This is a genomic window from Polynucleobacter sp. MWH-HuK1 (assembly GCF_018881815.1).
Taxonomy (GTDB): domain Bacteria; phylum Pseudomonadota; class Gammaproteobacteria; order Burkholderiales; family Burkholderiaceae; genus Polynucleobacter.
Window position 1 is genome coordinate 277,768 of sequence record NZ_JACVPP010000001.1, and the last position, 24,335, is coordinate 302,102.

At 45.6% G+C, this 24,335-nt stretch carries 22 protein-coding genes and 1 pseudogene; 8 read left to right on the forward strand and 15 right to left on the reverse strand.

Annotated features, from left to right (window positions below; genetic code table 11):
• Nucleotides 1–61: 61 nt before the first annotated feature.
• The 11 genes and pseudogenes from ICE93_RS01395 to ICE93_RS01445 all read right to left on the reverse strand — a co-directional run.
• Nucleotides 62–751 (reverse strand): annotated as a pseudogene (locus ICE93_RS01395) (ABC transporter ATP-binding protein); the annotation flags it as partial.
• Complete coding sequence (locus ICE93_RS01400) at nucleotides 751–1,008, reverse strand: lipid asymmetry maintenance protein MlaB (RefSeq protein ID WP_216184816.1); 258 nt, start codon at nucleotides 1,006–1,008, stop codon at nucleotides 751–753. The pseudogene ICE93_RS01395 and the gene ICE93_RS01400, both read right to left, overlap by 1 nt.
• An 18-nt stretch (nucleotides 1,009–1,026) precedes the next feature.
• Nucleotides 1,027–1,668 carry a phospholipid-binding protein MlaC gene (locus ICE93_RS01405; protein WP_216184819.1) on the reverse strand — a complete coding sequence of 214 codons (642 nt, stop codon included), beginning with the start codon at nucleotides 1,666–1,668 and terminating at the stop codon, nucleotides 1,027–1,029.
• Nucleotides 1,669–1,738: 70 nt separating this feature from the next.
• Complete coding sequence (locus ICE93_RS01410) at nucleotides 1,739–2,491, reverse strand: VacJ family lipoprotein (protein ID WP_255554434.1); 753 nt, start codon at nucleotides 2,489–2,491, stop codon at nucleotides 1,739–1,741.
• On the reverse strand, nucleotides 2,488–2,970 hold the full coding sequence (gene mlaD, locus ICE93_RS01415) for an outer membrane lipid asymmetry maintenance protein MlaD (protein WP_216184822.1): 483 nt from the start codon (nucleotides 2,968–2,970) through the stop codon (nucleotides 2,488–2,490). The genes ICE93_RS01410 and mlaD overlap by 4 nt, the downstream gene beginning before the upstream one ends.
• A 21-nt stretch (nucleotides 2,971–2,991) precedes the next feature.
• The gene (gene mlaE / locus ICE93_RS01420; RefSeq protein ID WP_216184825.1) at nucleotides 2,992–3,780 is read right to left on the reverse strand and encodes a lipid asymmetry maintenance ABC transporter permease subunit MlaE; all 789 of its coding nucleotides are present in this window, start codon (nucleotides 3,778–3,780) and stop codon (nucleotides 2,992–2,994) included.
• Complete coding sequence (locus ICE93_RS01425) at nucleotides 3,777–4,631, reverse strand: ABC transporter ATP-binding protein (RefSeq protein WP_216184827.1); 855 nt, start codon at nucleotides 4,629–4,631, stop codon at nucleotides 3,777–3,779. The genes mlaE and ICE93_RS01425 overlap by 4 nt, the downstream gene beginning before the upstream one ends.
• 10 nt (nucleotides 4,632–4,641) lie before the next feature.
• Nucleotides 4,642–6,105, reverse strand: coding sequence for a glutamate synthase subunit beta (locus tag ICE93_RS01430; RefSeq protein ID WP_216184828.1), 1,464 nt, complete (start codon nucleotides 6,103–6,105; stop codon nucleotides 4,642–4,644).
• Nucleotides 6,106–6,146: 41 nt separating this feature from the next.
• Entirely contained in the window at nucleotides 6,147–10,892 is a 4,746-nt protein-coding gene (locus ICE93_RS01435) for a glutamate synthase-related protein (RefSeq protein ID WP_216184830.1), read from the reverse strand.
• A 194-nt stretch (nucleotides 10,893–11,086) separates the two neighbouring features.
• Nucleotides 11,087–11,791: a transposase gene (locus tag ICE93_RS01440; protein WP_216184832.1), complete on the reverse strand. Its 705-nt coding sequence runs from the start codon at nucleotides 11,789–11,791 to the stop codon at nucleotides 11,087–11,089.
• A gap of 12 nt (nucleotides 11,792–11,803) precedes the next feature.
• Nucleotides 11,804–14,140 (reverse strand): penicillin-binding protein 1A, encoded by a 2,337-nt coding sequence (locus ICE93_RS01445; RefSeq protein ID WP_216184835.1) that lies wholly within the window; start codon nucleotides 14,138–14,140, stop codon nucleotides 11,804–11,806.
• 141 nt (nucleotides 14,141–14,281) lie between these two features.
• Here ICE93_RS01445 and ICE93_RS01450 point away from each other — a divergent pair, with 141 nt between their 5' ends.
• From ICE93_RS01450 to aroB, 4 genes are all read left to right on the forward strand, one after another.
• Entirely contained in the window at nucleotides 14,282–14,977 is a 696-nt protein-coding gene (locus ICE93_RS01450; protein ID WP_216184837.1) for a hypothetical protein, read from the forward strand.
• A 62-nt stretch (nucleotides 14,978–15,039) separates the two neighbouring features.
• A complete protein-coding gene (locus ICE93_RS01455) occupies nucleotides 15,040–16,086 on the forward strand; it encodes a secretin and TonB N-terminal domain-containing protein (RefSeq protein ID WP_216184840.1) in 1,047 nt (348 codons plus the stop codon).
• A gap of 12 nt (nucleotides 16,087–16,098) precedes the next feature.
• Nucleotides 16,099–16,623, forward strand: coding sequence for a shikimate kinase (locus ICE93_RS01460; RefSeq protein WP_216184843.1), 525 nt, complete (start codon nucleotides 16,099–16,101; stop codon nucleotides 16,621–16,623).
• Between the two features lie 16 nt (nucleotides 16,624–16,639).
• Entirely contained in the window at nucleotides 16,640–17,722 is a 1,083-nt protein-coding gene (gene aroB / locus ICE93_RS01465; protein WP_255554675.1) for a 3-dehydroquinate synthase, read from the forward strand.
• On the opposite strand, the gene cyaY is transcribed toward aroB, so the two are convergent.
• Nucleotides 17,719–18,126, reverse strand: a complete 408-nt coding sequence (cyaY, locus tag ICE93_RS01470; protein WP_255554435.1) for an iron donor protein CyaY — start codon at nucleotides 18,124–18,126, stop codon at nucleotides 17,719–17,721. The genes aroB and cyaY overlap by 4 nt on opposite strands.
• Nucleotides 18,127–18,143: 17 nt before the next feature.
• Here cyaY and ICE93_RS01475 point away from each other — a divergent pair, with 17 nt between their 5' ends.
• A complete protein-coding gene (locus ICE93_RS01475) occupies nucleotides 18,144–18,335 on the forward strand; it encodes a lipoprotein (RefSeq protein ID WP_216184849.1) in 192 nt (63 codons plus the stop codon).
• Nucleotides 18,335–19,633, forward strand: coding sequence for a diaminopimelate decarboxylase (gene lysA / locus ICE93_RS01480; protein WP_216184852.1), 1,299 nt, complete (start codon nucleotides 18,335–18,337; stop codon nucleotides 19,631–19,633). Before ICE93_RS01475 ends, lysA begins: the two co-directional genes overlap by 1 nt.
• 95 nt (nucleotides 19,634–19,728) lie before the next feature.
• Here lysA and ICE93_RS01485 read toward each other — a convergent pair whose 3' ends face one another.
• A complete protein-coding gene (locus ICE93_RS01485; RefSeq protein WP_216184854.1) occupies nucleotides 19,729–20,445 on the reverse strand; it encodes a cytochrome c in 717 nt (238 codons plus the stop codon).
• Between the two features lie 114 nt (nucleotides 20,446–20,559).
• On the opposite strand from ICE93_RS01485, the gene yihA reads away from it, so the two are divergent.
• The gene (gene yihA / locus ICE93_RS01490; RefSeq protein ID WP_216184857.1) at nucleotides 20,560–21,225 is read left to right on the forward strand and encodes a ribosome biogenesis GTP-binding protein YihA/YsxC; all 666 of its coding nucleotides are present in this window, start codon (nucleotides 20,560–20,562) and stop codon (nucleotides 21,223–21,225) included.
• Nucleotides 21,209–22,228: a porphobilinogen synthase gene (gene hemB, locus ICE93_RS01495; RefSeq protein WP_216184860.1), complete on the forward strand. Its 1,020-nt coding sequence runs from the start codon at nucleotides 21,209–21,211 to the stop codon at nucleotides 22,226–22,228. The genes yihA and hemB overlap by 17 nt, the downstream gene beginning before the upstream one ends.
• Nucleotides 22,229–22,260: 32 nt before the next feature.
• On the opposite strand, the gene dsbD is transcribed toward hemB, so the two are convergent.
• Nucleotides 22,261–23,937 carry a protein-disulfide reductase DsbD gene (dsbD, locus tag ICE93_RS01500; RefSeq protein WP_216184863.1) on the reverse strand — a complete coding sequence of 559 codons (1,677 nt, stop codon included), beginning with the start codon at nucleotides 23,935–23,937 and terminating at the stop codon, nucleotides 22,261–22,263.
• A complete protein-coding gene (gene cutA, locus ICE93_RS01505) occupies nucleotides 23,934–24,284 on the reverse strand; it encodes a divalent-cation tolerance protein CutA (RefSeq protein ID WP_216184866.1) in 351 nt (116 codons plus the stop codon). The genes dsbD and cutA overlap by 4 nt, the downstream gene beginning before the upstream one ends.
• Nucleotides 24,285–24,335 lie beyond the last annotated feature (51 nt).

A 24,335-nucleotide genomic window follows, 5' to 3' on the forward strand; every position in this document is an offset into this window, starting at 1 on the left:
CACCCCCGGACATAATATTGACAAAGACTTCTTCAAGATCAGTTTTACCTTCACCATCTTTTTTCACTGATCCATAGCGGCTCAATAAATTCGCGGTAGTATCTAAAGCCACAATCTTGCCTTGCTTGAGCATGGCAATGCGCTGACAAAGGGCTTCAGCCTCTTCTAAATAGTGAGTGGTCAAAACGATCGTATGACCATCTTGATTTAGTCTGCTAATAAACTGCCAGAGTGATTGACGTAACTCGACATCTACACCTGCAGTAGGCTCATCCAAGATGATGACTGGTGGTCTATGCACTAATGCTTGAGCGACAAGTACTCGACGCTTCATTCCGCCTGACAAAGAACGCATATTGCTATCGGCTTTAGACGTGAGATCAAGATTAGCCATGATCTCGTCAATCCATGCATCGTTATTGCGGATACCAAAGTAGCCTGACTGAAAGCGTAAAGTTTCTCGAACAGTAAAGAAGGGATCAAAGACCAACTCTTGAGGAACAACACCCAACATACGGCGTGCCTCACGAAAACCTTTTTGAACATCAGCACCCATAATGGCTGCATGTCCGTGGCTAGGTCTTACCAAGCCAGCCAGGATAGAAATTAAAGTAGTCTTGCCAGCGCCATTGGGGCCCAACAAACCAAAAAACTCTCCAGGCTCAATAGCCAGAGAAACATCATCCAACGCTTGAAGAGCCCCGTACTGCTTGGATATGTTTTGAATAGATATCGCCGAATGTATTGCCATTACAAACCTAGCAACCCAGCAACACCATAAACACCAGCCAGAACTTTTAACTTCTCCGGTGGATGCTGTATCGAAATAGATTTACCTTCAGATAGGAGCTTTTTTTGCCATGCCAATAAAACAGTCAATACAGTGGAGTCAAAGTCTTTTAACTCAGAGCAATCGATCAATTGCAAACTGGGGCCATTTAACCAACCCTCTTTTTGTAACTGCAGGGCGTTTTTTTGCGTAACGATTTTTGGCAGAAGAAAAGGCATGGTGTCTTTAATTAACAATTAATTGCTTGGCTTAGCAGTAGCTAATTGTTTATTGCGATCTTGCAAGAACTTGACTAAGCCCTCGATGCCGTTTTGACTAATTTGGTTTGAAAACTGGTTGCGATAGGCTTCAACCAACCAAACGCCCATGATGTTCATGTCATAAACCTTCCAACCATTTGCCGTTTTCTCAAGGCGATAGTCTAATGGCACTGGGTCACCACGGCCAAGCACAACAGTTTTTACAACCACCTCTTTATCATCAGGCGCCGCACGCAGAGCTTTAAATTGAACAGTCTGGTCGCGCAGTTGACTCAAAGCGCCAGAGTAGGTGCGAATCAACAAATTCTTAAACTCCATGGAAAGCTGGGCTTGCTGCTCAGGGGTCGCTTTTTTCCAATTAGGCCCCATTGCCATTTCTGTTGTGCGACGCATATCGGTATAAGGAACAATTTTCTTTTCCACCAAGTCAACAATCTTGGGAATATTGCCCTTCTGAATCTCTGGATCAGCCTTAACTGTTGCCATCACATCCGTAACAACCATCTTAATAAGAGCATCTGGAGGCGTTGATTGATCAGGAGTCTGAGCAAAAACAGTGCCGATCGCAAACAGCAGGCCAGCAAAAATAAAGCTACCGATTTTCTTAAAACTTTTCATATTTCCCGCCCGCTATCTTTATCCACAATGAGACTTATTTTAGCCTTCTAAAACGGAATGCCAAACCTAATTATTCGTATGGATTCTCGTAAACTGGCATGAGAGGCTCTTCGTCATCGCGACCCTCATTAATTTGATATGCCCGTCTTTGAATATAAGCATCGCGCATAAAACTGTACTTATCAATTGCAGCACCATCCAATAAATCACCAGCTTCATAGTAAGTATTGCGTGCATTAACAACGCGTAACCCAGTCAAACTATTACGAAGAGCAACGTCTGGCAAGAGTCTAAATAAGTAGTCGGATTCCAAATCTGCCACAGTACCAAAGGTATCACGCACATTGCTTGGCCCAAAGAAGGGCAAAACAACATATGGGCCAGAAGGCACACCCCAAACACCTAAAGTTTGACCCCAGTCTTCTTTGTGCTTTTCGAGACCACCAGGCGTAGCTAAATCTATGAAACCACCCAATCCCATGGTGGTATTCACCACTACGCGCATGAAGTCATTAAAGGCGAATCCTGGCTTACCTTGCAGCAAGTTAAAGAGCGCAGTGTAAATATCGTTGTAGTTGCTGAAGAAGTTATAAATTCCATCGCGCACAAACTCAGGCAATACAAAACGATAACCCGCAACTACTGGCTTTAGAACATAAGCGTCCAAGCCTTCATTGAACTCAAATACTGAACGGTTAAATGGCTCCCAAGGATCTTGAGGAGAGCGCTCTGAACCAGCGGGAATCGAAGCGCAACCGACCATGGCCCCTAACAAACTCAGCAAGATTGCCGCCTTGAGTTTGTGCACAACAGACACCATCATTTTGCAGCGCCTTTTTCTTGGCCGCTATCTGCTGCTTTGTTGTAAAGAAATTGACTGATCAAGTTTTCTAAAACTATCGCCGACTGAGTTTGAGTAATCTTCTCACCATTGGCCAACATATCATCCGAACCACCAGCTTCAAGGCCAATATATTGCTCACCCAATAAGCCGGATGTCAAAATCTTTGCCGAAGAATCTTTTGGAAACTTAAAAGAATCTTCGATCGTCATGACTACTGTTGCCTGATAAGTTTTGTCATCAAAAGAGATGTTGGCAATTCTGCCAACAACTACACCAGCACTTTTAACCGGTGCGCGAGGCTTTAAACCACCGATGTTGTCAAAGCGTGCGGAAATTTTGTATGTTGGAGCGAATGACACAGCATTCATATTACCCACTTTTAACGCGAGAAATAGTGCCGCCAATAAACCTATGGCAACAAAAATACCCACCCAAACATCAATTGCACTTTTTCTCATAAGAGCCTCAGTTTATTCTTTCTAATTTGAGAACATCATCGCGGTCAGCAAGAAATCTAATGCTAGAACCGATAAAGAAGAGATAACTACCGTACGGGTAGTCGCTTGCGAAACGCCTTCAGGCGTAGGCTTAGATTCATAACCTTGATAGAGAGCAATAAAAGTCACTGCTACACCAAACACCATGCTTTTAATTAAGCCGTTGCCAATATCCGAAAATAGATCCACGCCACCCTGCATCTGTGACCAGAAAGCGCCTGAATCCACTCCAATGAGCGGCACACCAACCAAATAGCCGCCAAGAACGCCCACAGCTGTGAAGATGGTTGCCAGAATTGGCATAGAGATAATGCCTGCCCAGAGTCGTGGCGCGATCACTCGACCCAAAGGATCAACCGCCATCATCTCCATAGCAGTTAATTGCTCGCCAGCTTTCATCAAACCAATTTCTGCGGTCAATGAAGTGCCGGCTCTACCAGCAAACAATAAAGCAGTAATCACAGGGCCTAACTCACGAGTCAAAGATAATGCGACCAATAAGCCAAGCGCCTGCTCTGATCCATAGCGATTTAGAGTGTAGTAACCCTGCAAACCCAATACGAAACCAACGAATAATCCTGAGACCGCAATGATGACGAACGAATGGTTGCCAACAAATAAAATTTGATCAATCACTAAGCGTGGTCTCTTAAGCAAGAATCCTGAGCGCACGATCACCGCCATAAACATGCGGGCAGCCAATCCAAGACTACTTAAGTTGCGACGAACAAAAAACCCAAGATCGCCAAAGAGATTTAATAGCGCGGTCATAGAGGCCTTACTCCAAAATCTTCTTCCAAGGTTTTGCCTGGGTAATGGAAAGGCACAGGACCATCTGGTGCAGCATCTAAAAACTGTCTGACAAAAGGATCAGTTGAACGACTTAATTCCTCAGGCGTTCCTTCTGCGCCAATGCGACCATTGGCAATAAAGTACACATAATCTGCAATCGCAAAAGTCTCTTCAACATCATGTGTAACCAATAAACTCGTGGCTCCAAGAGCATCATTGAGATCACGAATTAATCGTGCAGTAATACCAAGGGAAATAGGATCAAGTCCAGCAAATGGCTCGTCATACATGATTAGGGGCGGATCTAAAGCAATCGCTCTCGCAAGCGCAACACGTCTTGCCATACCGCCAGAAATTTGTGAAGGCATTAAATCACGTGCGCCACGCAAACCTACCGCATTGAGTTTCATCAACACCAAGGAATGCAAGAGCTCTTCACTTAAGTCGGTATGCTCGCGCAGAGGAAAGGCGACATTTTCAAAAACACTGAGGTCGGTGAACAAGGCGCCAAACTGAAATAGCATGCCCATACGTCGCCGTGCTGCCATCAACTCAGCACCGCTCATCTTGCCAATATCTTGGCCTTCAAAAAGCACTTGCCCGGATTGAGCCATATATTGGCCGCCAATCAGGCGAAGAATGGTGGTCTTGCCACAGCCAGAGCCACCCATAACAGCAACCACTTGACCACGTCGAAACTCCATATTGAGTCCCGACAAAATTTGCCGTTCACCTACAGCATAGGAAAAGTTGACGTCTTTAATAGAGACGACAACTTCGCCTGCAGCTTGCTTACTTACATCCAAGGAGTTTGGCTGACTACTGTTCATATCCTCGACATTATCGAGGTAAAACAGAAGACCCCATTAAATACTCATCCACTGAACGGGCACATTGACGGCCTTCACGAATCGCCCAAACTACGAGAGACTGTCCGCGACGCATATCGCCTGCAGCAAATACCTTAGGAACGTTCGTTTGATAGGCATTTTGACCATCCACAGTAGCTTTAGCATTGCCACGAGCATCTTTTTCAACGCCAAAAGCATTCAGAACCTGCTGAACTGGAGATACAAAGCCCATTGCCAAAAGCACTAAATCTGCCTTGATCTCAAATTCAGAATTTGGCACTTCTGACATCTTCCCATCTTTCCACTCCAAACGGACACCAATCAATTTCTCAACTTTGCCGTTTTTGCCTTCAAAACGCTTAGTTGCCACCGACCAGTCACGGTCACAACCTTCTTCGTGGGAAGAGGATGTGCGCAACTTTGTTGGCCAATATGGCCATACCAATGGCTTGTTTTCCTCTTCTGGAGGCTGCGGGAGCAATTCAAACTGAGTAATCTTGGTAGCACCGTGACGGTTTGAGGTTCCTACACAATCAGAGCCAGTATCACCGCCGCCGATAACTACAACATGCTTATCAGTTGCACGAATTTCATTTTTGAAATCGCCTGCATTTTCTTTGTTTTGAGGAATCAAGAATTCCAGCGCATAGTGCACACCACCCAACTCACGACCTGGAACTGGTAAATCACGTGGCTGCTCTGCGCCGCCAGTGATCACTACAGCATCAAAATCTTTCATTAACTGCTCAGGTGAAACTGTTTTGTTGGAGTAATTTTTTACTTCAGCACCAATCGCTTCTTTACCAACAAACACACCAGTTTCAAACTTCACGCCTTCAGCTTGCATCTGCTCTACACGACGATCAATCAACCATTTTTCCATTTTGAAATCAGGAATACCATAGCGCAGCAAGCCACCAACACGATCATTCTTCTCAAACACAGTTACATCATGACCAACACGAGCCAATTGTTGTGCAGCTGCCATACCTGCAGGGCCGCCTCCAACTACTGCTACTTTTTTACCTGTCTTAGTCTTGGATGGCTGGGGCTTCACCCAACCACTTTCCCAGCCCTTATCAATAATCGCATGCTCAATAGACTTAATGCCAACTGCAGTGCTATTAATACCTAAAGTACACGCAGCTTCGCAAGGAGCCGGGCAAATACGACCAGTAAATTCTGGGAAGTTATTGGTTGATTGCAAAACATCTAATGCATTCTTCCAATCACTATGGAATACCAAATCATTGAAGTCAGGAATGATGTTGTTCACTGGGCAGCCGTTATTACAAAACGGGATACCGCAATCCATACAACGCGCACCTTGAATCTTAGCCTCTTCATCAGTTAAAGCAGCAACAAATTCTTTGTAGTGATGGAGGCGTTTAACCGGCGCTTCGTACGTTTCTTCGACGCGCTCAAACTCCATAAATCCAGTGACCTTACCCATATCGAATCCTTAGTATCTTTTCTTAATTTCTACCTGTTTGATTAAGCAGCAACAGTTTTGCTCTGAGCTTTTTCCCACAATTCACCGAGAGCACGTTTGTACTCAGTTGGAAGAACTTTCACAAAACGTCCGCGAGCGTTTTCCCAGTCAGCTAAAAGCGCTTTTGCGCGCTCAGAGCCAGTGTGACGGAAATGACGCTCAATCAAGCTCTTCAAGATTTGCTCGTCTGTTAAACGCTCGCCACCATCTTTAACGTCGACAGGGGCATGCCACTCAGACTTCGGCATCTTGGCAATCTGCTCAGCGGAAGGGAGGACTTTTTCCAAAGTAGCCATGCTGGTATTGCAACGCTTGTCGAACAAGCCATCTTCGTCGTAAACATAAGCAATGCCACCACTCATACCTGCAGCAAAGTTACGGCCTGTTGCGCCCAATACAACCACAGTGCCGCCAGTCATGTACTCACAACCATGGTCGCCAGTACCCTCAACAACTGTTGTCGCACCAGAGTTACGAACTGCGAAACGCTCACCGGCTACACCGTTAAAGAATGCCTCACCAGCAATCGCGCCGTAGAGAACAGTATTGCCAACAATGATGTTCTTCGCTGTATCGCCACGGAACTCATGCGGTGCACGAACAATCACACGGCCGCCGGATAAACCTTTACCAACGTAGTCATTGCCATCCCCAACTAAATCTAAGGTGATGCCACGAGCCAAGAAGGCTGCAAAACTTTGACCAGCCGTGCCATTCAACTGAATATGAATAGTGTCATCTGGCAAACCTGCATGACCATAACGCTGAGCAACTTCACCTGAGAGCATTGCGCCAACTGTACGATTCACGTTCTTAACAGGAACAATGAAAGATACCTTCTCGCCACGCTCTAAGGCAGGCTCGCTCTTCTCAATCAAAATATTATCAAGAGCAGTGGTTAAGCCATGATCTTGAGTGAGCACTTGGTAACGCGGAACTTCGGCAGCAACCTGTGGTTCAGCAAAGATCTTGCTGAAATCCAAGCCGTGTACTTTCCAGTTCTCAATACCTTTGCGGGTATCCAACAAATCAACACGACCGATTAAGTCATCAAACTTACGAATACCTAATTGCGCCATGATCTCGCGAGCTTCTTCAGCGATAAAGAAGAAGAAGTTCACTACATGCTCTGGCTTGCCCGAGAATTTTTTACGCAATTCTGGATCTTGTGTTGCAACACCGACTGGGCAGGTATTTAAGTGACACTTACGCATCATGATGCAACCCTCAACAACTAATGGAGCTGTCGCGAAACCAAATTCATCTGCGCCCAATAAAGCACCAATCACAACATCGCGACCAGTCTTCATTTGGCCGTCAGCCTGAACACGAATACGACTGCGCAAGCCATTGAGAACCAGTGTCTGCTGTGTTTCAGCCAGACCAAGCTCCCACGGTGAACCAGCATGCTTGATTGAAGACAGTGGGGATGCGCCAGTACCACCATCGTGGCCAGCGATCACAACGTGGTCTGCCTTAGCTTTCGCAACACCAGCTGCAACAGTTCCAACACCTACCTCAGATACTAACTTCACAGAAACGTCCGCTTTTGGATTGACGTTTTTCAAGTCATGAATCAACTGAGCGATATCTTCAATAGAGTAAATATCGTGGTGCGGAGGAGGAGAGATCAAACCAACGCCTGGCACTGAGAAACGCAACTTACCAATGTAATCAGAAACCTTGCCACCGGGCAATTGACCGCCCTCACCAGGCTTAGCACCTTGTGCCATCTTGATCTGAATCTGATCAGCAGAACGCAAATACTCTGTAGTCACACCAAAGCGACCAGAAGCAACTTGCTTAATCTTGGAGCGTAAAGAGTCGCCATCTTGCAATGGAATATTCGCCTCGACAACATCGCTGCCTAAGATGCTTGCCAAAGACTCTCCCTTTTTAATAGGGATGCCTTTGAGCTCATTCACATAACGGTTTGGATCTTCGCCGCCCTCACCAGTGTTGGACTTGCCGCCAATACGGTTCATCGCAATTGCTAAAGTAGCGTGCGCTTCTGTAGATATTGAACCCAAAGACATCGCGCCCGTTGCAAAACGTTTGACAATTTCTTTTGCAGGCTCTACTTCGTCCAATGGAATAGCTTTTGCTGGATCAATCTTGAATTCAAACAAACCACGCAAAGTCATTTGACGCTTAGTTTGATCATTGATGATGTTAGCGTACTCTTTATAGGTCTGGTAGCCCTTCTCAGCGCCAATACGTGTGGAGTGCTGTAACTTCGCAATCGTGTCAGGAGTCCACATATGGTTCTCACCACGAATACGGAAAGCATACTCACCACCAGCGTCAAGCATATTGGTTAGAACTGGGTCATTACCAAATGCAGCTGAGTGCATACGTAATGCTTCTTCAGCCACTTCAAAAACACCGATACCGCCAACGTTTGATGGGGTGCCTTTGAAATATTGATCAATGATGTCGCGATTTAGGCCAATGGCCTCAAAAATCTGTGAGCCTGTATAAGACATGTAAGTAGAGATACCCATTTTGGACATCACTTTTTGCAAGCCTTTACCAATCGCCTTCACAAAGTTCTTCACTGCTTTTTCTGCAGACAAATCACCGGACAAGCCTTTAGCCATTTCAGCCAAAGTTTCCATAGCGAGGTATGGATGAACAGCTTCAGCGCCATAGCCAGCCAAGAGAGCAAAGTGATGGGTCTCACGCGCGCTACCTGTTTCTACCACCAAGCCAACGCTAGTGCGTAAGCCTTTTTGCACCAAGTGCTGGTGGATCGCGGAAGTTGCCAACAAGGCAGGAATCGCTACATGCTTTTCATCAACCTGACGATCGCTCACAATCAAAATGTTGTAACCAGAACGTACGGCATCAGCTGCTTCTGCGCACAAAGAAGCTAAACGCGCTTCAATACCAGCCTTACCCCATGAAGCTGGATAGCAAATATCCAACTCATAAGAGCGGAACTTGCCATTGGTGTAATGACCAATATGGCGAATCTTAGTGATGTCATCAAAATCCAAAATTGGCTGACTTACTTCCAAGCGCATTGGTGGATTAATATTGTTGGTGTCTAACAAGTTCGGCTTAGGCCCGATGAAAGAAACCAAAGACATCACCATGTTCTCGCGAATTGGATCAATCGGAGGATTGGTAACTTGAGCAAACAATTGTTTGAAGTAGTTATAGAGTGGTTTGTTCTTATTAGAGAGAACCGCTAATGGGCTATCGTTACCCATTGAACCAATCGCCTCTTCACCATTCATGGCCATTGGAGCCATGAGGAACTTAATATCCTCCTGGGTATAACCAAATGCTTGTTGGCGATCTAATAATTTAGCTGCTGGACGAATCGTGGTTTTCTCATCAACCAAGTCCACCTTGCTGGCATCAACCTCATCCAACTTCACACGAACCGCATCGATCCAGCTCTTATATGGCTTGGCTTTAGAAACGGCATTCTTCAATTCAACGTCATCAATGATGCGACCCTGCTCCATGTCGATCATGAACATCTTGCCTGGTTGTAAACGCCATTTTTGTACGATCTTGCTCTCAGGAATCGGCAATACACCCGCCTCAGAGCCCATGATGACGAGATCATCATCGGTAACGTAATAACGTGCTGGACGTAAACCATTTCGATCTAAAGTTGCGCCAATTTGACGGCCATCGGTAAATGCCATTGCTGCAGGACCATCCCACGGCTCCATCATTGCTGCATGGTATTCATAGAATGCGCGGCGATTGTCATCCATCAAAGCATGTTGTTCCCATGCCTCAGGAATCATCATCATCATGGCTTGCGCCAATGGGTAGCCAGACATTACCAACAACTCTAAACAGTTATCGAAACTCGCAGTGTCTGATTGACCCGGATAAATTAATGGCCAGAGCTTTTGCAAGTCATCACCAAGCACTGGGGAACTGATTGCACCTTCACGCGCATTCACCCAATTGACGTTACCTTTAACGGTATTGATTTCTCCGTTGTGCGCAATCATGCGGTATGGATGCGCCAATTCCCAAGCAGGGAAAGTATTGGTGGAGAAACGTTGATGCACTAAAGCAAGTGCTGACACAGTACGCTTGTCTTGTAAGTCTTGATAGTAAGCGCCGACTTGGTTTGCTAACAGCAAACCCTTGTAAACAATGGTTCTAGCAGACATTGAGGCTACGAAATATTCCTTGCCATGTTTAAGATGCAAATCTTGAATGGCATGACTTGCTGTCTTACGAATCACATACAACTTACGCTCAAGCGCATCGGTTGTCATGATGTCGCGACCACGACCAATAAAAATTTGACGAATGAATGGCTCTGTCATTTGCACTGTTGGAGACATCGGCAATTTCACATCCACCGGAACATCTCTCCAACCTAAAACAACCTGATCTTCTAAACGAACAGTGCGCTCTAATTCTTGCTCGCAGGCTAAACGAGATGCATGCTCCTTCGGCAAGAAAATCATGCCAACGCCATACTCACCTAATGGTGGCAATGTCACACCTTGCTTGGCCATTTCTTCGCGATACAAAGTGTCAGGTATTTGAATCAAGATACCGGCACCATCACCCATCAAAGGATCAGCTCCAACTGCTCCCCTGTGATCTAAATTCTCAAGAATCTTTAAACCTTGAGAAACGATCTCATGGGATTTCTTGCCTTTAATGTGTGCCACGAATCCTACGCCGCAAGCATCGTGCTCATTACTTGGGTCATATAAACCGTGAGCGATAGGGCGAAGATCTGTATTTAATTGTGTAGTCATAGTATTTCCGAGGGGCGACAAAGGCCTAATTACTTTTGGAGGATCAAATATAGGTGAATACCCATACCGATGCAATAGAAATAAAATGAGTCTGTCCCATTTATTTTGATGTCGCACCAATATGTATTACTTATATGGGGACAGAGTCAAAATATTCAATCCGCCAAATTTATTTTGGGGAAGCGTTTATTTCTCTAAGTCGTTGAATTTAATGGGCTTATTTTTCTAGGGCGGCCGCGATGCCGTATTGCTGCTATCTCCGGTGCGTTTTTGAAGAGCTTTTGCGCATAAATATCACTCACCCAAGGTTTAGAGCGAATCAATGATTCTGTAATTTGGCGGTCCTCCCAATGGGGTGCCCCCTCTTTCACAAAACTAGCCCAGTTCATTTGCCTTTCAAAAGGCGTATTACCTAACCTCCAAAAATGCTGGTGATCCACTAGCCATGGTTCGGCATTACCCCCAATATGCGTTGCAAAACTAGTCCAAGTTGAGCTTTGAGGGTTTGATTCAAATCCAGATCTCACCGGGTTGAGTTCGATATAGCGCTGACAACGCAAAAAGTAATCCGGATCAATTAAGGATGAGCGATACCTGCCCTCCCAAATAGTTCCAGAGCGTCGATGCTGTTGATTGAAATATTGCGCATAACGACGCCCCAGAGATTGCATGGTTTTTGCAAGGGAGTCTTCATTTTGCGGAGTCATCAAAAGATGAACATGATTCGGCATCAAAGCAAAAGCATGAACTGCACAACCAAATTGTCTTGCTGCTTCACGCAACCATTCCAAATAAGTGCGTCGATCTTCATCGGTAAAAAATAGTGTTTCGCGATTGTTACCACGAACCATCACATGCATTGCTTGGCCTGGTATTACAGTGCGCGCTTGCCGTGCCATCTTGAAAACGAACTATTGAAGTTCGCGGACACCGCCATTATTTGAGAATTCTGGAATAAACCAGTCACCATCCACTTGCGTTACTCCACTTGGAACTTCACGCGCCTCCTGAGGAATCTCCCTTAGCGCGGTACCCATATAGGAAATCCACATAGGTAGCGCTAGGCCACCACCAGTCTCTCGATCACCCAGGCTAGCTGGTTTATCAAAGCCAATCCATGCAATCGCAACGACTTTGGGGTTATATCCAGCAAACCAGGCATCGTGAGAATCATTGGTTGTACCAGTTTTGCCTGCAATATCACTACGACCTAATTTGCCGCGTGAAGAGGCTGCAGTCCCTGACTTAGTTACCTCCTGCAACATGCTATCCATGACAAATGCAGTGCGTGCATCTAATACACGAGGCGCATCTTCACGAGCGCGAGTGGGCTTTGCTTCAAATATGACAGCACCCTTAGAATCGACCATCTTATCAATTAAGAAGGGGTCAACACGATAGCCACCATTGGCAAATACGCTATATGCGGAGGCCATCTGTAAAGGTGTTACTGAACCCGCGCCCAATGCCATTGTTAAATAAGGTGGATGCTTTTCTGGCTCAAAACCAAAACGCTGAATGTATTCCTGCGCATAGGACGGGCCAATAGCGCGGATGATACGCACAGAAACCAAGTTCTTCGATTTAGCTAATGCGTTACGTAAGCGCATCATGCCGTCATATTTACCATCGTAGTTTTTTGGCTCCCAGGCTTGACTGCCGGTTTCCATGCTGCCAATCGATAAAGGCGCATCGTTCACCATCGTGCTGGGCGTAAAACCTTTTTCAACTGCAGCCGCATAGATGAACGGCTTAAATGAGGAGCCAGGCTGACGCAAGGCTTGTGTCACATGGTTAAATTGATTGCGACGGAAATCAAAGCCTCCCACCAAAGAGAGTATTGCGCCAGTCTCAGCATTCATCGAAACAAACGCAGCCTCAACTTGAGGCAACTGAGCCAACTTCCAAACTCCACCGTCCGACAGGAGTCGCACTATCGCACCAGGACGCAAGCGCTTCTTTGGTTGAGCGCTATCAGAAATAGATGCAGACGCCAATTTCATACCCTCACCTTTAATGGTGATAGTGTCTCCAGTGGCTATCATGATCTGCATTTCCTTTGGCTTGACGTCAAGCACAACGCCAGACTGCAAATCATCTAACTGTGGATAAGCAAGTAATGCCTCATCAATAGCGCGCTGGCGTTTTACAGAATCTTCAGGAAGATCAATAAAACCTTCTGGACCACGATAGGCGTGACGTAAGTCGTATTCAAAAATTCCCTTGCGTACCGCCTTATAAGCAGCGTCTTGGTCTGCCTTCATAATGGTTGTGTAAACATCAATTCCCTGGGAGTAGATTGCCTCACCATATTGCGTGAATAGTAATTGGCGCACCATCTCCGCTGGGAAATCTGCGCGAACAGCAAACTCGTTACCGAGACCACGAATGTGCAACTCCTCGATCATCGCTTTTTGATAATCTTCTGGCGTGATATATCCCAGATCGCGCATGCGCTGCAGAATGTACTCTTGGCGAATTTTGGCACGACGGAAGTTGCTAACCGGGTTATAGGCTGAGGGGGCCTTCGGCAATCCGGCCAACATAGCTGACTCAGCAATGGTGATGTCTTTTAACTCTTTACCAAAGTAGATCTGTGCTGCGCTAGAGAAACCATAAGCCCGCTGCCCCAAGAAAATCTGGTTCATATAGATTTCCAGAATCTTGTCCTTAGTCAATTGAGACTCAATTTCCCAGGCTAGCAATACCTCATAAATTTTTCGACTAAAGGTCTTCTCATTGCTAAGGAAGAAATTGCGCGCCACCTGCATGGTGATGGTTGAAGCGCCCTGCGAAAGATTTCCCCGTAAATTTGTTAATGCGGCACGCAAAATACCAACGTAGTCCACACCACCGTGAGAATAGAAACGATCGTCCTCAATTGCTAAAACAGCATTGCGCATGCTTTGAGGAATTTCATTTAAGGGGATTACTTTGCGACGCTCCTCACCAAACTCACCAATTAACACTTTATCTGCCGTGTAGATACGCAGAGGTGTCTTTGGGTTGTAAGCAGTTAATGCGGAGATCTTTGGAAGATTAGGTTTTGCTACTAAGAAGGCATAACCCATCAGCAATGTAATCACCACGGCAAAAACCACGCCAATAATTAACAAAGCCTTTACAAGTGGATTGCTTGATTTTTTGCGCGGCAAGCCAGGCTGAACTCGTGTTTGCTGAGGACGTCTATCAGATGAACGAATAGGGCGCTGATTGAGCGGCGGCTTGTCTTTTGGAGGTAAGGCCATATATCCAAATTATAGGGTGCTTGGTCAATTTCCTTAAAAGCTCAAATTTCCCTATCTTGCCTATGCAAAATGCCTACTTTCTGACGCTGGGTTCAATCTTAGCCGATGGCTTTTCAGGACTCAAAACTGAAGAATAGGGTCATGCCTGCACGCCATATTTCCAGCCAATCTTTTGACGAAATTTTGAGCGATCTTGGTGATGATCCTGCCATTCCCGATCCCCATGGGATTCGCAAACCACCCTCACATCAAGGCGCCACTCCCAAAGTCTCAAGTAGGAGCAATAACCCCACTTTCACAGACTCTCTCAGCAAGCTTCAAATACCAATTTCTATTCAAAAAATGGTCGGAATGATTGCCCTATTTTTTGGGATATCAATAGCTGCAACAGTTGCAATCTACATAGCCTTTAATACCCTCAACCAGGCATCTCAAAGTACTCAAGAGGAGTCTCAAAAGCTCATTTCCGAGCTAAAAAAGGAGATGGTCTTAATGCGCGATGAATTGCATCAAGATCAAGATGATTTATATGCGTTAATAGATAAAATAGAAGTAAGTATTCACTTGTTAAATAATAAAAAGCCTGAAAGCAGAGTTTCCAGCAAACCTAAGCAGTCCTCCTATGAGACTGAATTACGCCGCTGGCGCTATTTGGGCGCAGCCCAAATGGGGGGCTCTCATCAGGCATTTTTTAATACCGGGAAAAGCAATATTGCTTTTGAAAAAGGTGGTCAAGTTTTAGGTGAATGGCGTCTTAGTGGCATAGAAAACGGCCGTGTAATCCTCTCTCATCCGGAGGGCAAATTTCTGGTGTTGAAAGCCTCCTCAAACCAATGAGCCACTGCATTCATCTGCTCCAAAAATACCTCCATAAGGTCTGCTTTTCGCTAGCTTTATTCATGCTGTTTTCATCCAATCTAGCAAGCGGCAACTCAGACTCACAAAATCATTTTTTGAGTCCGATTAGCCTGCAATTTAATGACATTGAAATGAGAGATCTTTTGCAGGTTTTAGCTAAATTGGGTAGCACCAATTTTTTATTAAGCGAGTCGATCAAAGGAACAATTTCAGTCGATCTCAGTAAAACCCCTTGGCAGACTGCACTCCATTCCATTCTTGCCAGTCGCGGCTTGAGGCTCGTTCGTAATGGCGATATCTATTGGATTGGGCCCCATGCAGAAATCCAGGCCTTCCAGAAGTTTCGTCGTGAGGATGCTGCGCTACCTTTTGGTGGTGATCATATCAATAGCCCAAGGCAGATTCTGATAGAAGCTCGCATTGTGGAGGCGGATGAACGCTTTGCTAAGGAGTTAGGGGTTAAATTGGGTTATCAAGCAAATGGGGAAAGCGTGCAAAAACTCGCTGGCAATATAGATTTGGCTGGCGCAGGATTAAGTGGCTTTAATCCAGCAGCCATGGCTGCAACCTTAGTCTCCAAAAATGGAAGCCGCATTCTTCAGGCAGAACTGTCTGCCTTGGAATCCGCAGGCCAAGGAAAAATTCTTTCCAATCCCCGAATCATGACAGGCGATCAAGTGAAAGCCACGATTGAGCAAGGCACTGAGCTGCCTTATCAAACCTCCAATCAAAATGGCAGCAAATTGCAATTTAGAAAGGCAAATTTACGACTTGAAGTTCTTCCCAAGATTCATCCAGATGGAAAGATTTCAATGCTAGTAGGTATCAACAAAGACACGGTGGGCATGAAAACAGAGCAAGGTTACGCGATTGATACCAAAAGCCTTAGTTCTGAGGTCACCGTTGAGAATGGTGGAACAGCTATCATTGGCGGCATATTCCAAACTACTGAGCGAGAGGATGAAGTCAAAATTCCCTTATTGGGGGATATACCGCTAATTGGCCATTTTTTCCGCCATAAATCCAAATTACAAGACAAAACTGAATTGTTAGTCTTTTTAACTCCGACCGTTCTCGACAAACCCTAATAAAATCAAAGGGTGAACTCCTCGACAAACAATATCTTTCTGATCGGCCTCATGGGCGCCGGGAAGTCGACCGTCGGTAAAGTTTTAGCAAAAAAATTAGGGCGTCGATTTCTTGATGCCGACCACGTTATCGAAGAGCGCTGTGGCGTAAAAATTCCTGTCATATTTGAAATGGAAGGTGAAGAAGGATTTCGCAAACGCGAGGCTCATGCCATTCGTGAAATCACCTCTGAAAACGATATTATTTTGGCAACTGGCGGAGGCGCTATTCTCTTGCCAGAAAATCGCCAAGCACTAAGTGAGCGTGGAACTGTTATCTACTTACACGCCAATCCAATTGAACTCTGGCATCGAACTAAAGGTGGCGAAGGTCGCCCCCTTCTAAAAAATGGTGACGCCAAAAAAATACTAGAGAACTTGTACGCTATTCGCGACCCTCTCTATCGTGAAATTGCTGACCACGTGATTGAAACTGGTAAACCGAGCGTTAATCAACTGGTCAACACCTTAATCATGCAACTTGAACTCTCAGCTTAAATAAATTGGCACTATGATGAAAACACTTGAAGTTGATCTAGGTAATCGCAGCTATCCAATTTATATTGGTACAGACCTCATTGATCAGCCAAACTTATTTAGCGCCTGCGAAAATGCAACCTCGATCTATATTGTCAGCAACACTACCGTTGCGCCGCTCTATGCTGAGCGCCTGACCAAGACTCTGAATACTTTTGGAAAGCCTGTTAGAGCGATCGTCTTACCTGATGGCGAGTCATACAAAGACTGGAAAAACCTTCAGCTTATTTTTGATGATCTCTTAAAGTTCGGTGCTGATCGCCAAACCATGTTGGTTGCCTTGGGCGGTGGAGTCATTGGCGACATGACTGGGTTTGCTGCGGCTAGCTTCATGCGTGGCATTCGTTTTATTCAAGTGCCAACAACTTTGCTTGCTCAGGTGGATTCTTCAGTGGGCGGTAAGACTGGCATCAACCACCCTCTTGGCAAAAATATGATCGGGGCTTTTCACCAGCCAGTGGCAGTGATTGCAGATCTCAAAACATTGAAGACCTTGCCTCCACGTGAGCTCTCTGCTGGTCTTGCAGAAGTGGTGAAACATGGCGCTATTGCAGACGCTCAATTTTTAGATTGGATCGAAGTCAATACAACGCCTTTACTTGCTTGCGACACAGAGGCAATGGGCCATGCAGTTTTACGCTCATGCGAAATTAAATCTGCAGTAGTTTCCGCAGATGAAAGAGAAGGCGGCATTCGTGCAACCCTAAACTTTGGCCACACCTTTGGACACGCAATTGAAGCAGGCATGGGTTATGGCGAATGGCTTCATGGTGAAGCAGTTGGTTGCGGCATGGTCTTAGGCGCAGACTTATCATGCCGCCTCAACTACATCAGCGAAGCCGATGTCCAACGTCTCACCAAAATCATCCAGTCGATGAACCTACCAATCACACCGCCAAAGTTTGGTGCAGAACGTTATATGGAGCTCATGCAGGTTGACAAGAAAACTGAAGGCGGCCAAATCCGTTACGTTGTTTTAGAAAAGATTGGCAAAGCCCAGATTAAAAGTGTAGCTGATGCCCAAGTAATTGAAACCTTGAGCGCCACAGGTGCCGCTTAAATTAGGATGACCTTTATTTCCGCACCTGCTTGAGCCGTTGCAAACTCTGACAAATCGCTTAAAAGCTCTTTGCCAGTTTTAGTGTCCAGCCACAGAGGTTTAGCCATAGTGCCAGCCCAGCGATAGTGATATCCACCCGATTTTGCAGCTACCCAAATTTCATGCAAGGGTGGCTGCGTATTCACTACGATGACGCTTTTATCTTTAAAGCGAATATTGATGACATTGCCCCCCTGTCGCTCGACATCCAAGTCCAGATCCAGTGCATCATCGGCAGCCTCTAATGCCACCTCTATAGAATGCAGCAAATGGCTTCCCAATTGATAAAACTGCTTGTCATCAATGGTTTCTGCGCTTGAATTATTTGGATTCATAGTGGAGTCCTGCATGCTATATTCAATCATTCGTTTTAGAGACATTCATGATAGCGATTCTTAATAGAACCCTCTGCCTTAGTCTTTTATTATCCCTTGTTGGATGCGGGGTAAGAGGACCTCTATATTTGCCGAATGTGCCACCGGTTCCGCCCGCCCCTACAGAGCCAGAACCAAAAGGCAAGCTCTACCCGCCCCAAACACCTGCCAGCCCAAGCAATTCTTCAACGGCCAAGTAATGACAAGTAAAGCACTTCCAATCCCTCAGTTATCCGGTTTTACAGATCGTAATGGCAACTGGTATGCCGAAGAAATTCCACTCGCAGATTTAGCAAAAGAGTTTGGAACCCCGCTGTATGTTTACAGTAAAAAAGCGTTAACCGAAGCCTATCAAGCTTACGACAAGGCATGCGTGAATACCAATGGCAAACGTCGCGCGCGGGTGCACTATGCCATGAAAGCCAATAGCAATTTAGCAGTGCTCGATTGCTTTAAAAAACTAGGTTCTGGGTTTGATTTGGTTAGCGGCGGCGAATTAGCTCGCGCATTAGCCATCGGCGCAGACCCAAAGAGTTTGGTATTTGCTGGCGTAGGCAAATCCGCATCTGAAATCGGCACAGCATTAAAAGCTGGCGTTAAATGTATCAACGTTGAATCTATCGCTGAACTACACAAAATTAATAAGGTTGCTACCGAACTAAATCTACGCGCCCCAATTTCCTTACGCGTTAATCCGGATGTGGATGCGCAAACTCATCCTTATATTTCTACCGGACTGAAGGGCAACAAATTTGGCATCGCCTATCACGAGGTTTTAAAAACTTATCGTGAAGCCTCGCAACTTTCTCAAATTGACGTTGTTGGCATCGATTGCCACATTGGCTCACAAATTACTACCACCGCTCCTTACCTAGATGCGCTCGATAAAGTTTTAGATCTTGTAGCGCAATTGAAAAAAGAGGGTATTGTCATTCACCATCTTGATCTCGGCGGCGGTCTTGGAATTTCTTATAGCGATGAAACTCCCCCAGATATCACTGAGTTTACGAACACTTTATTAAATCGAGTGGCAGAACGTGGCTTTGGGCATTTAGATGTTGTTCTTGAGCCAGGCAGATCCTTAGTTGGTAACGCTGGCGTGCTCTTAACCACTGTGGAATATCTCAAGCCAGGCGCTGAAAAGAACTTCTGTATTGTCGATGCCGCCATGACAGAGTTAATGCGTCCAGCCCTATATGAAGCACATCACGGCATTGTGCCCATCCAAAAGAAAACAGTATCGGCTTTGACTTACGACATTGTTGGCCCGGTTTGCGAGTCTGGTGATTGGCTAGGAAGAGATCGTCACCTTGCTGTAGAAGAGGGTGATCTTCTTGCCATTCTGTCAGCTGGTGCTTACGGTTTTGTAATGGCATCAAACTACAACACGCGACCTAAACCTGCAGAGATTATGGTTGACGGAAAAAATGCTTACGTCATTCGTGCGCGCGAAAATACAACCGATTTATTTTCTTCTGAAAAAACTTTGCCGAACTAAAAATTACTTAGTCTTAATGATGCAGTAAGAATGTAAAAGTTTTGGGCATTAAAAAACCCGCTACTTGAGCGGGTTTTTTATTTAAAGAAATTTACTTAATGTAAACCAGCGATGTAATCGGAAACTGCTTTCATTTCTTGATCAGAAAGCTTAGTAGCAATGGTGGTCATCTGGCTGCTATTTTTACGAACGCCTTCACGGAATGCGAGCAATTGTGCGTTTGTGTAATCTGCCCATTGACCGCCTAAGAGTGGGTACTGAGCAGGAATACCGGCGCCAGTTGGGCTATGACAAGCCGCACATGCTGGAACACCTTTTGCCGCAATGCCACCACGATAAATGCTTTGACCTAGTTCAATCGTGTTCTTATTTTGTGCAACACCTTGTGACAATGGCTGCTTAGCTAAATAAGCGCCAATGTTTTGCATGTCTTGCTCAGTTAATGTTGCCGCCATACCCATCATCACAGGATTAGCACGAGTACCTTCTTTAAAGTTCTTCAACTGCTTAGCTGTGTATGCTGCATGTTGGGCAGATAATTTAGGCCATGTAGCAACTGCGCTTTGACCTTTAGGTCCGTGGCAAGTTAAGCAAGCTGTAACACCGCGCGAAGGATCACCATTAGAGTAAAGAGCCTCGCCAGCTGCTACGTCTACCTTTGGCTTGGCTGGAGCGGCAGCCTTAGCTTCTGCAGCAGGTGCTGCATCGGCAGCAAAAACTGTGCCAGAAAAGCCAATCAAGGCAAAAATGGAGAAAGCCGCAAAACCAGCACGTAAGCTAGTTAATTTGGAGATTTGAGAGGTTTGACGCATTATGTTTACCTTGGCAAAAATTCCTAAAAGTGTTTGGGCCCTGCATTTACAACCTTTTACCCAACACCATGAGATATTTCATGATTTTGCGTGATTTTACAATAGCTTCTGGATATGTCTAAACTCTTTCAAGCCCGCTTCGCCACCACAGTCAATGACACCCATTGCCTGCCTGCCACGCCCCTGCGTGAGGTAGCCTTTGCCGGACGCTCAAATGCAGGCAAATCCAGTGCTCTTAACGTGCTTTGCAACCAAAAAAGGCTTGCCTTTGCCAGTAAAACCCCTGGGCGCACCCAACACATCAACTATTTTGGGATTTTTGCAAAAGACGACCTTTTAGGCTATTTGGTAGATTTGCCGGGGTATGGCTATGCCGCCGTCAATCATGAGACCAAATACCACTGGAATACCCTCCTAAGCGACTATCTGCAAGAGCGAGAGCAGTTGGTGGGCATGATCCTCATTGTTGACTCTAGACGTGGCATAACCGAACTAGATGAGCAAATGATTGACTGGTTCGTGCCAACCGGTAAGCCAATCCACGTTTTGTTGAGTAAATGCGACAAACTCAATAAAAGCGAGTGCAAGCATGCGCTAGAGGCAGTTCGCAAACAATTGCAACAATATGACCCTGCATTGCCAGATGGCAATGGTGAGTCCAAACAACTTACGGCACAATTATTTTCAAGCACCAAACGCATTGGTCTTGAAGAGGCCGACAATATTGTTATTAAGTGGTTATTTGAAGCAGAGACTAAAGAAGATGAAATCACCAGCTAATTCATTGCTTAATTTTCCAGGGCATCGTCCTCGCCGCATGCGTCGTGATAATTGGTCGCGCCGCCTCATGCAAGAGAACAGCGTTTCAGCCAATGACTTGATTTACCCAGTGTTTTTGCTAGAAGGTCAGGACAAATCTGAAGCAGTTGCCTCAATGCCTGGCGTGAATCGTGTTTCTTTAGATTTACTTTTTCCAGTTGCACAAGAATGCGTTGATTTAGGTATTCCAGTACTTGCACTCTTTCCAGTGATTGATGCAGGACTAAAGACACCCGATGGCAAGGAAGCCTTTAATCCAAATGGGCTTATCCCAACTGCCGTTCGTGAACTCAAAATGCGTTTCCCAAATTTAGGCATCATGACTGATGTTGCGCTTGATCCATACACAAGCCATGGTCAAGATGGTGTGCTCGACGATCTGGGTCGTATTCTCAATGATGAGACTACTGCCATTCTGGTAAAGCAAGCAGTTGCGCAAGCTGAAGCAGGTGTTGATATTGTTGCGCCATCAGACATGATGGATGGCCGCATTGGGAAAATTCGTGAAGCGCTTGAACAAAAGAAATTAATTCATACACGCATCATGGCGTATTCCGCTAAATATGCATCTGCGTTTTATGGCCCATTTAGAGATGCCGTAGGGTCTGCAAAGAACCTTGGTAAAGCAGATAAAAAAACCTATCAAATGGATTGCGCCAATGGGGATGAGGCCTTGCGGGAGGTTGCGCTCGATATTAGCGAAGGTGCCGATATGGTGATGGTCAAGCCAGGAATGCCTTATTTGGATATTGTGCGTCGCGTAAGAGAAGAATTTGATTACCCGACTTATGCCTACCAAGTGAGTGGCGAATACGCCATGCTCAAGGCAGCGGCACAAAATGGCTGGTTAGATCATGATGCTGTCATGATGGAATCTTTGCTTGGATTTAAACGCGCTGGTGCAGACGGCGTTCTGACTTATTTTGCACTTGAAGCAGCGCGACTGATTAAAGCAGCTAACTAATTAAACAGTTACTTGTTAGCCATATAGCTGCTTTAGTTTTTTAATGCGTTTCTTATGCGCTCAATAAAACGCTGTGGTGGCATATAACCAATCACGCGTTGATCTTTTTGCTCTTGAGAATTTTGATCAAAGATCAAAATGCCCGGCGGACCAAATAATCCAAAGCGCTTCAGTAATACTTGGTTCTCAGAGCTATTAGCAGTAACGTCAGCCTGCAATAAAACAAACTGCTTAAGCTCCTTGCTAACCTCTGGATTAGCAAAAGTATTCACTTCCATTTCTTTGCAGCTGATGCACCAATCCGCATAAAAATCGAGAAGTACTAATTTCTTTTCTTCTTTGGCTTTATCTAATTGAGCATCAAGTTCTGCCGGCGACTGAATGACCATAAAAGCCAATTCCCCGACCTGATGAATACTTTGACCGTTGACTTTTTTTACACTTCCCTCAGCACCATTCGTTTGTAGCAATGGCGATGCAATCCAAGCTGCTGTAGCAACCAGCAATACACCCAAAGTACGCTGCAACCACACCATCCAGATTCCGGTAGACGGAATCAAAATGCGAGCTTCAACAGCGATAAATAACAGCGGCAGACCCATTCCTAACGCCATTACAAAGAGCAAACCTGCGCCCAAACTCATAGAACCGGTTTGAGCAATAAATGCTAAAACACCAGCTAAAGGGGCTGTAATACACGGGCTGGCTACTAGAGTGGAGATACCCCCCAAGGCAAAGGCGCCAAATACGCTACCGCCCTTTTGACGGCCTGCCAGCCTATCCACATGCTGGTGCCATGATTGGGGCAGACGCAGGTTATACAAGCCAAATAGACTGCCAGATAAAGCTAATAACAGGAGGGCAAAGGTAGCAAGCGCAAAGGGGCTTTGCAAGGCGCGCTGTATGCTACCCCCTAAGGCTGCCATGAGTATGCCAGCCAAGGCATATACCAATGCCATACCCAATACGTATGCGAGCGCTAAGACGCTTGCACGACCCTTGGATATGGATTTACCACCCTGAGTTCCAAAGATAACGCTCGACAATATTGGCAGCATAGGAAGTACACAGGGTGTAAATGCCAATGCCAGCCCCAACACAAAGAAGGCCAGAAATAAATACGCAGTTGTAGTGCTTTCTAAAAAGCGGCCAATGGCGTTAACGTCATCACGCTCACGCCATAAATCTGCCAAACTAAATTGGTCATTCGCCTTCACACTAGACGAGGGAACAGCACCTAATACATCTGGAATTGGCGCTGCCTTTACTCCAGGTCCAGCAAGTAAAAATTGAAGAGTCATGGGTGGATAGCAAATACCAGCCTCGGCACATCCCTGAAGAGTGACTTCCAAATGCACGGGCTGTCCAGCTACCGACTTGATCTCTAAAAAAACCAAGAACGGTTCTTTATATACCTGCAGTTTTTTCTGAAAAGTTTCATCAAACTTTTCTATACCTGGTGGCAGTGAAGGCCTTATATTACCGAGCTTCCCAGCCTGTGAACCCACTTGAAACTTCAAAGATTCTTGGTAAATGTAATAGCCTTTAGCAGGTAAAAGTTCTAGTTCAATTTGATTGGAATTTTCCAGCCAAGTTGCCTCTACTCGGAACGCTTTTTCTGGAGGCAAAAAATCTTGCGCAGCAAATACTTGTACTGAGATGAAAAGTAAGAGCGAAAAAATTTTCGCTAAAAAAGAATGTAATTTCATGACTTCAAATTTACCTCAGACTCAACCCACTTGCCGTACTGCTGATCGTATTGTTCGGGTTCAAATGCCAGAATTTCCGGTACGTCATAAGGATGTGCCTTTTGAATAAAGGCGCAATTCTCGAGCCACTTTGCTTGCGTCGTTTTTGCCGAGAGCAATACCTCTGGCTCCTCGCAAAGCTTACCCTCCCAGCGGTATATAGATGTCATTCCTGGCTGTATTTGGACGCAGGCAGCCAAATGTGCCTCAACCAAGGCACGTGCTAAGCCTTTGGCGGCCTCCAGACTAGGAAGACTCGTTACCACCACCAAAAGCTTGCTGGGATTAACTGTAGCGTTTTCAGACATTCTGTATTTATAAATTGGTAAATGAAAAAAGCCAGACCGAAGCCTGGCTTT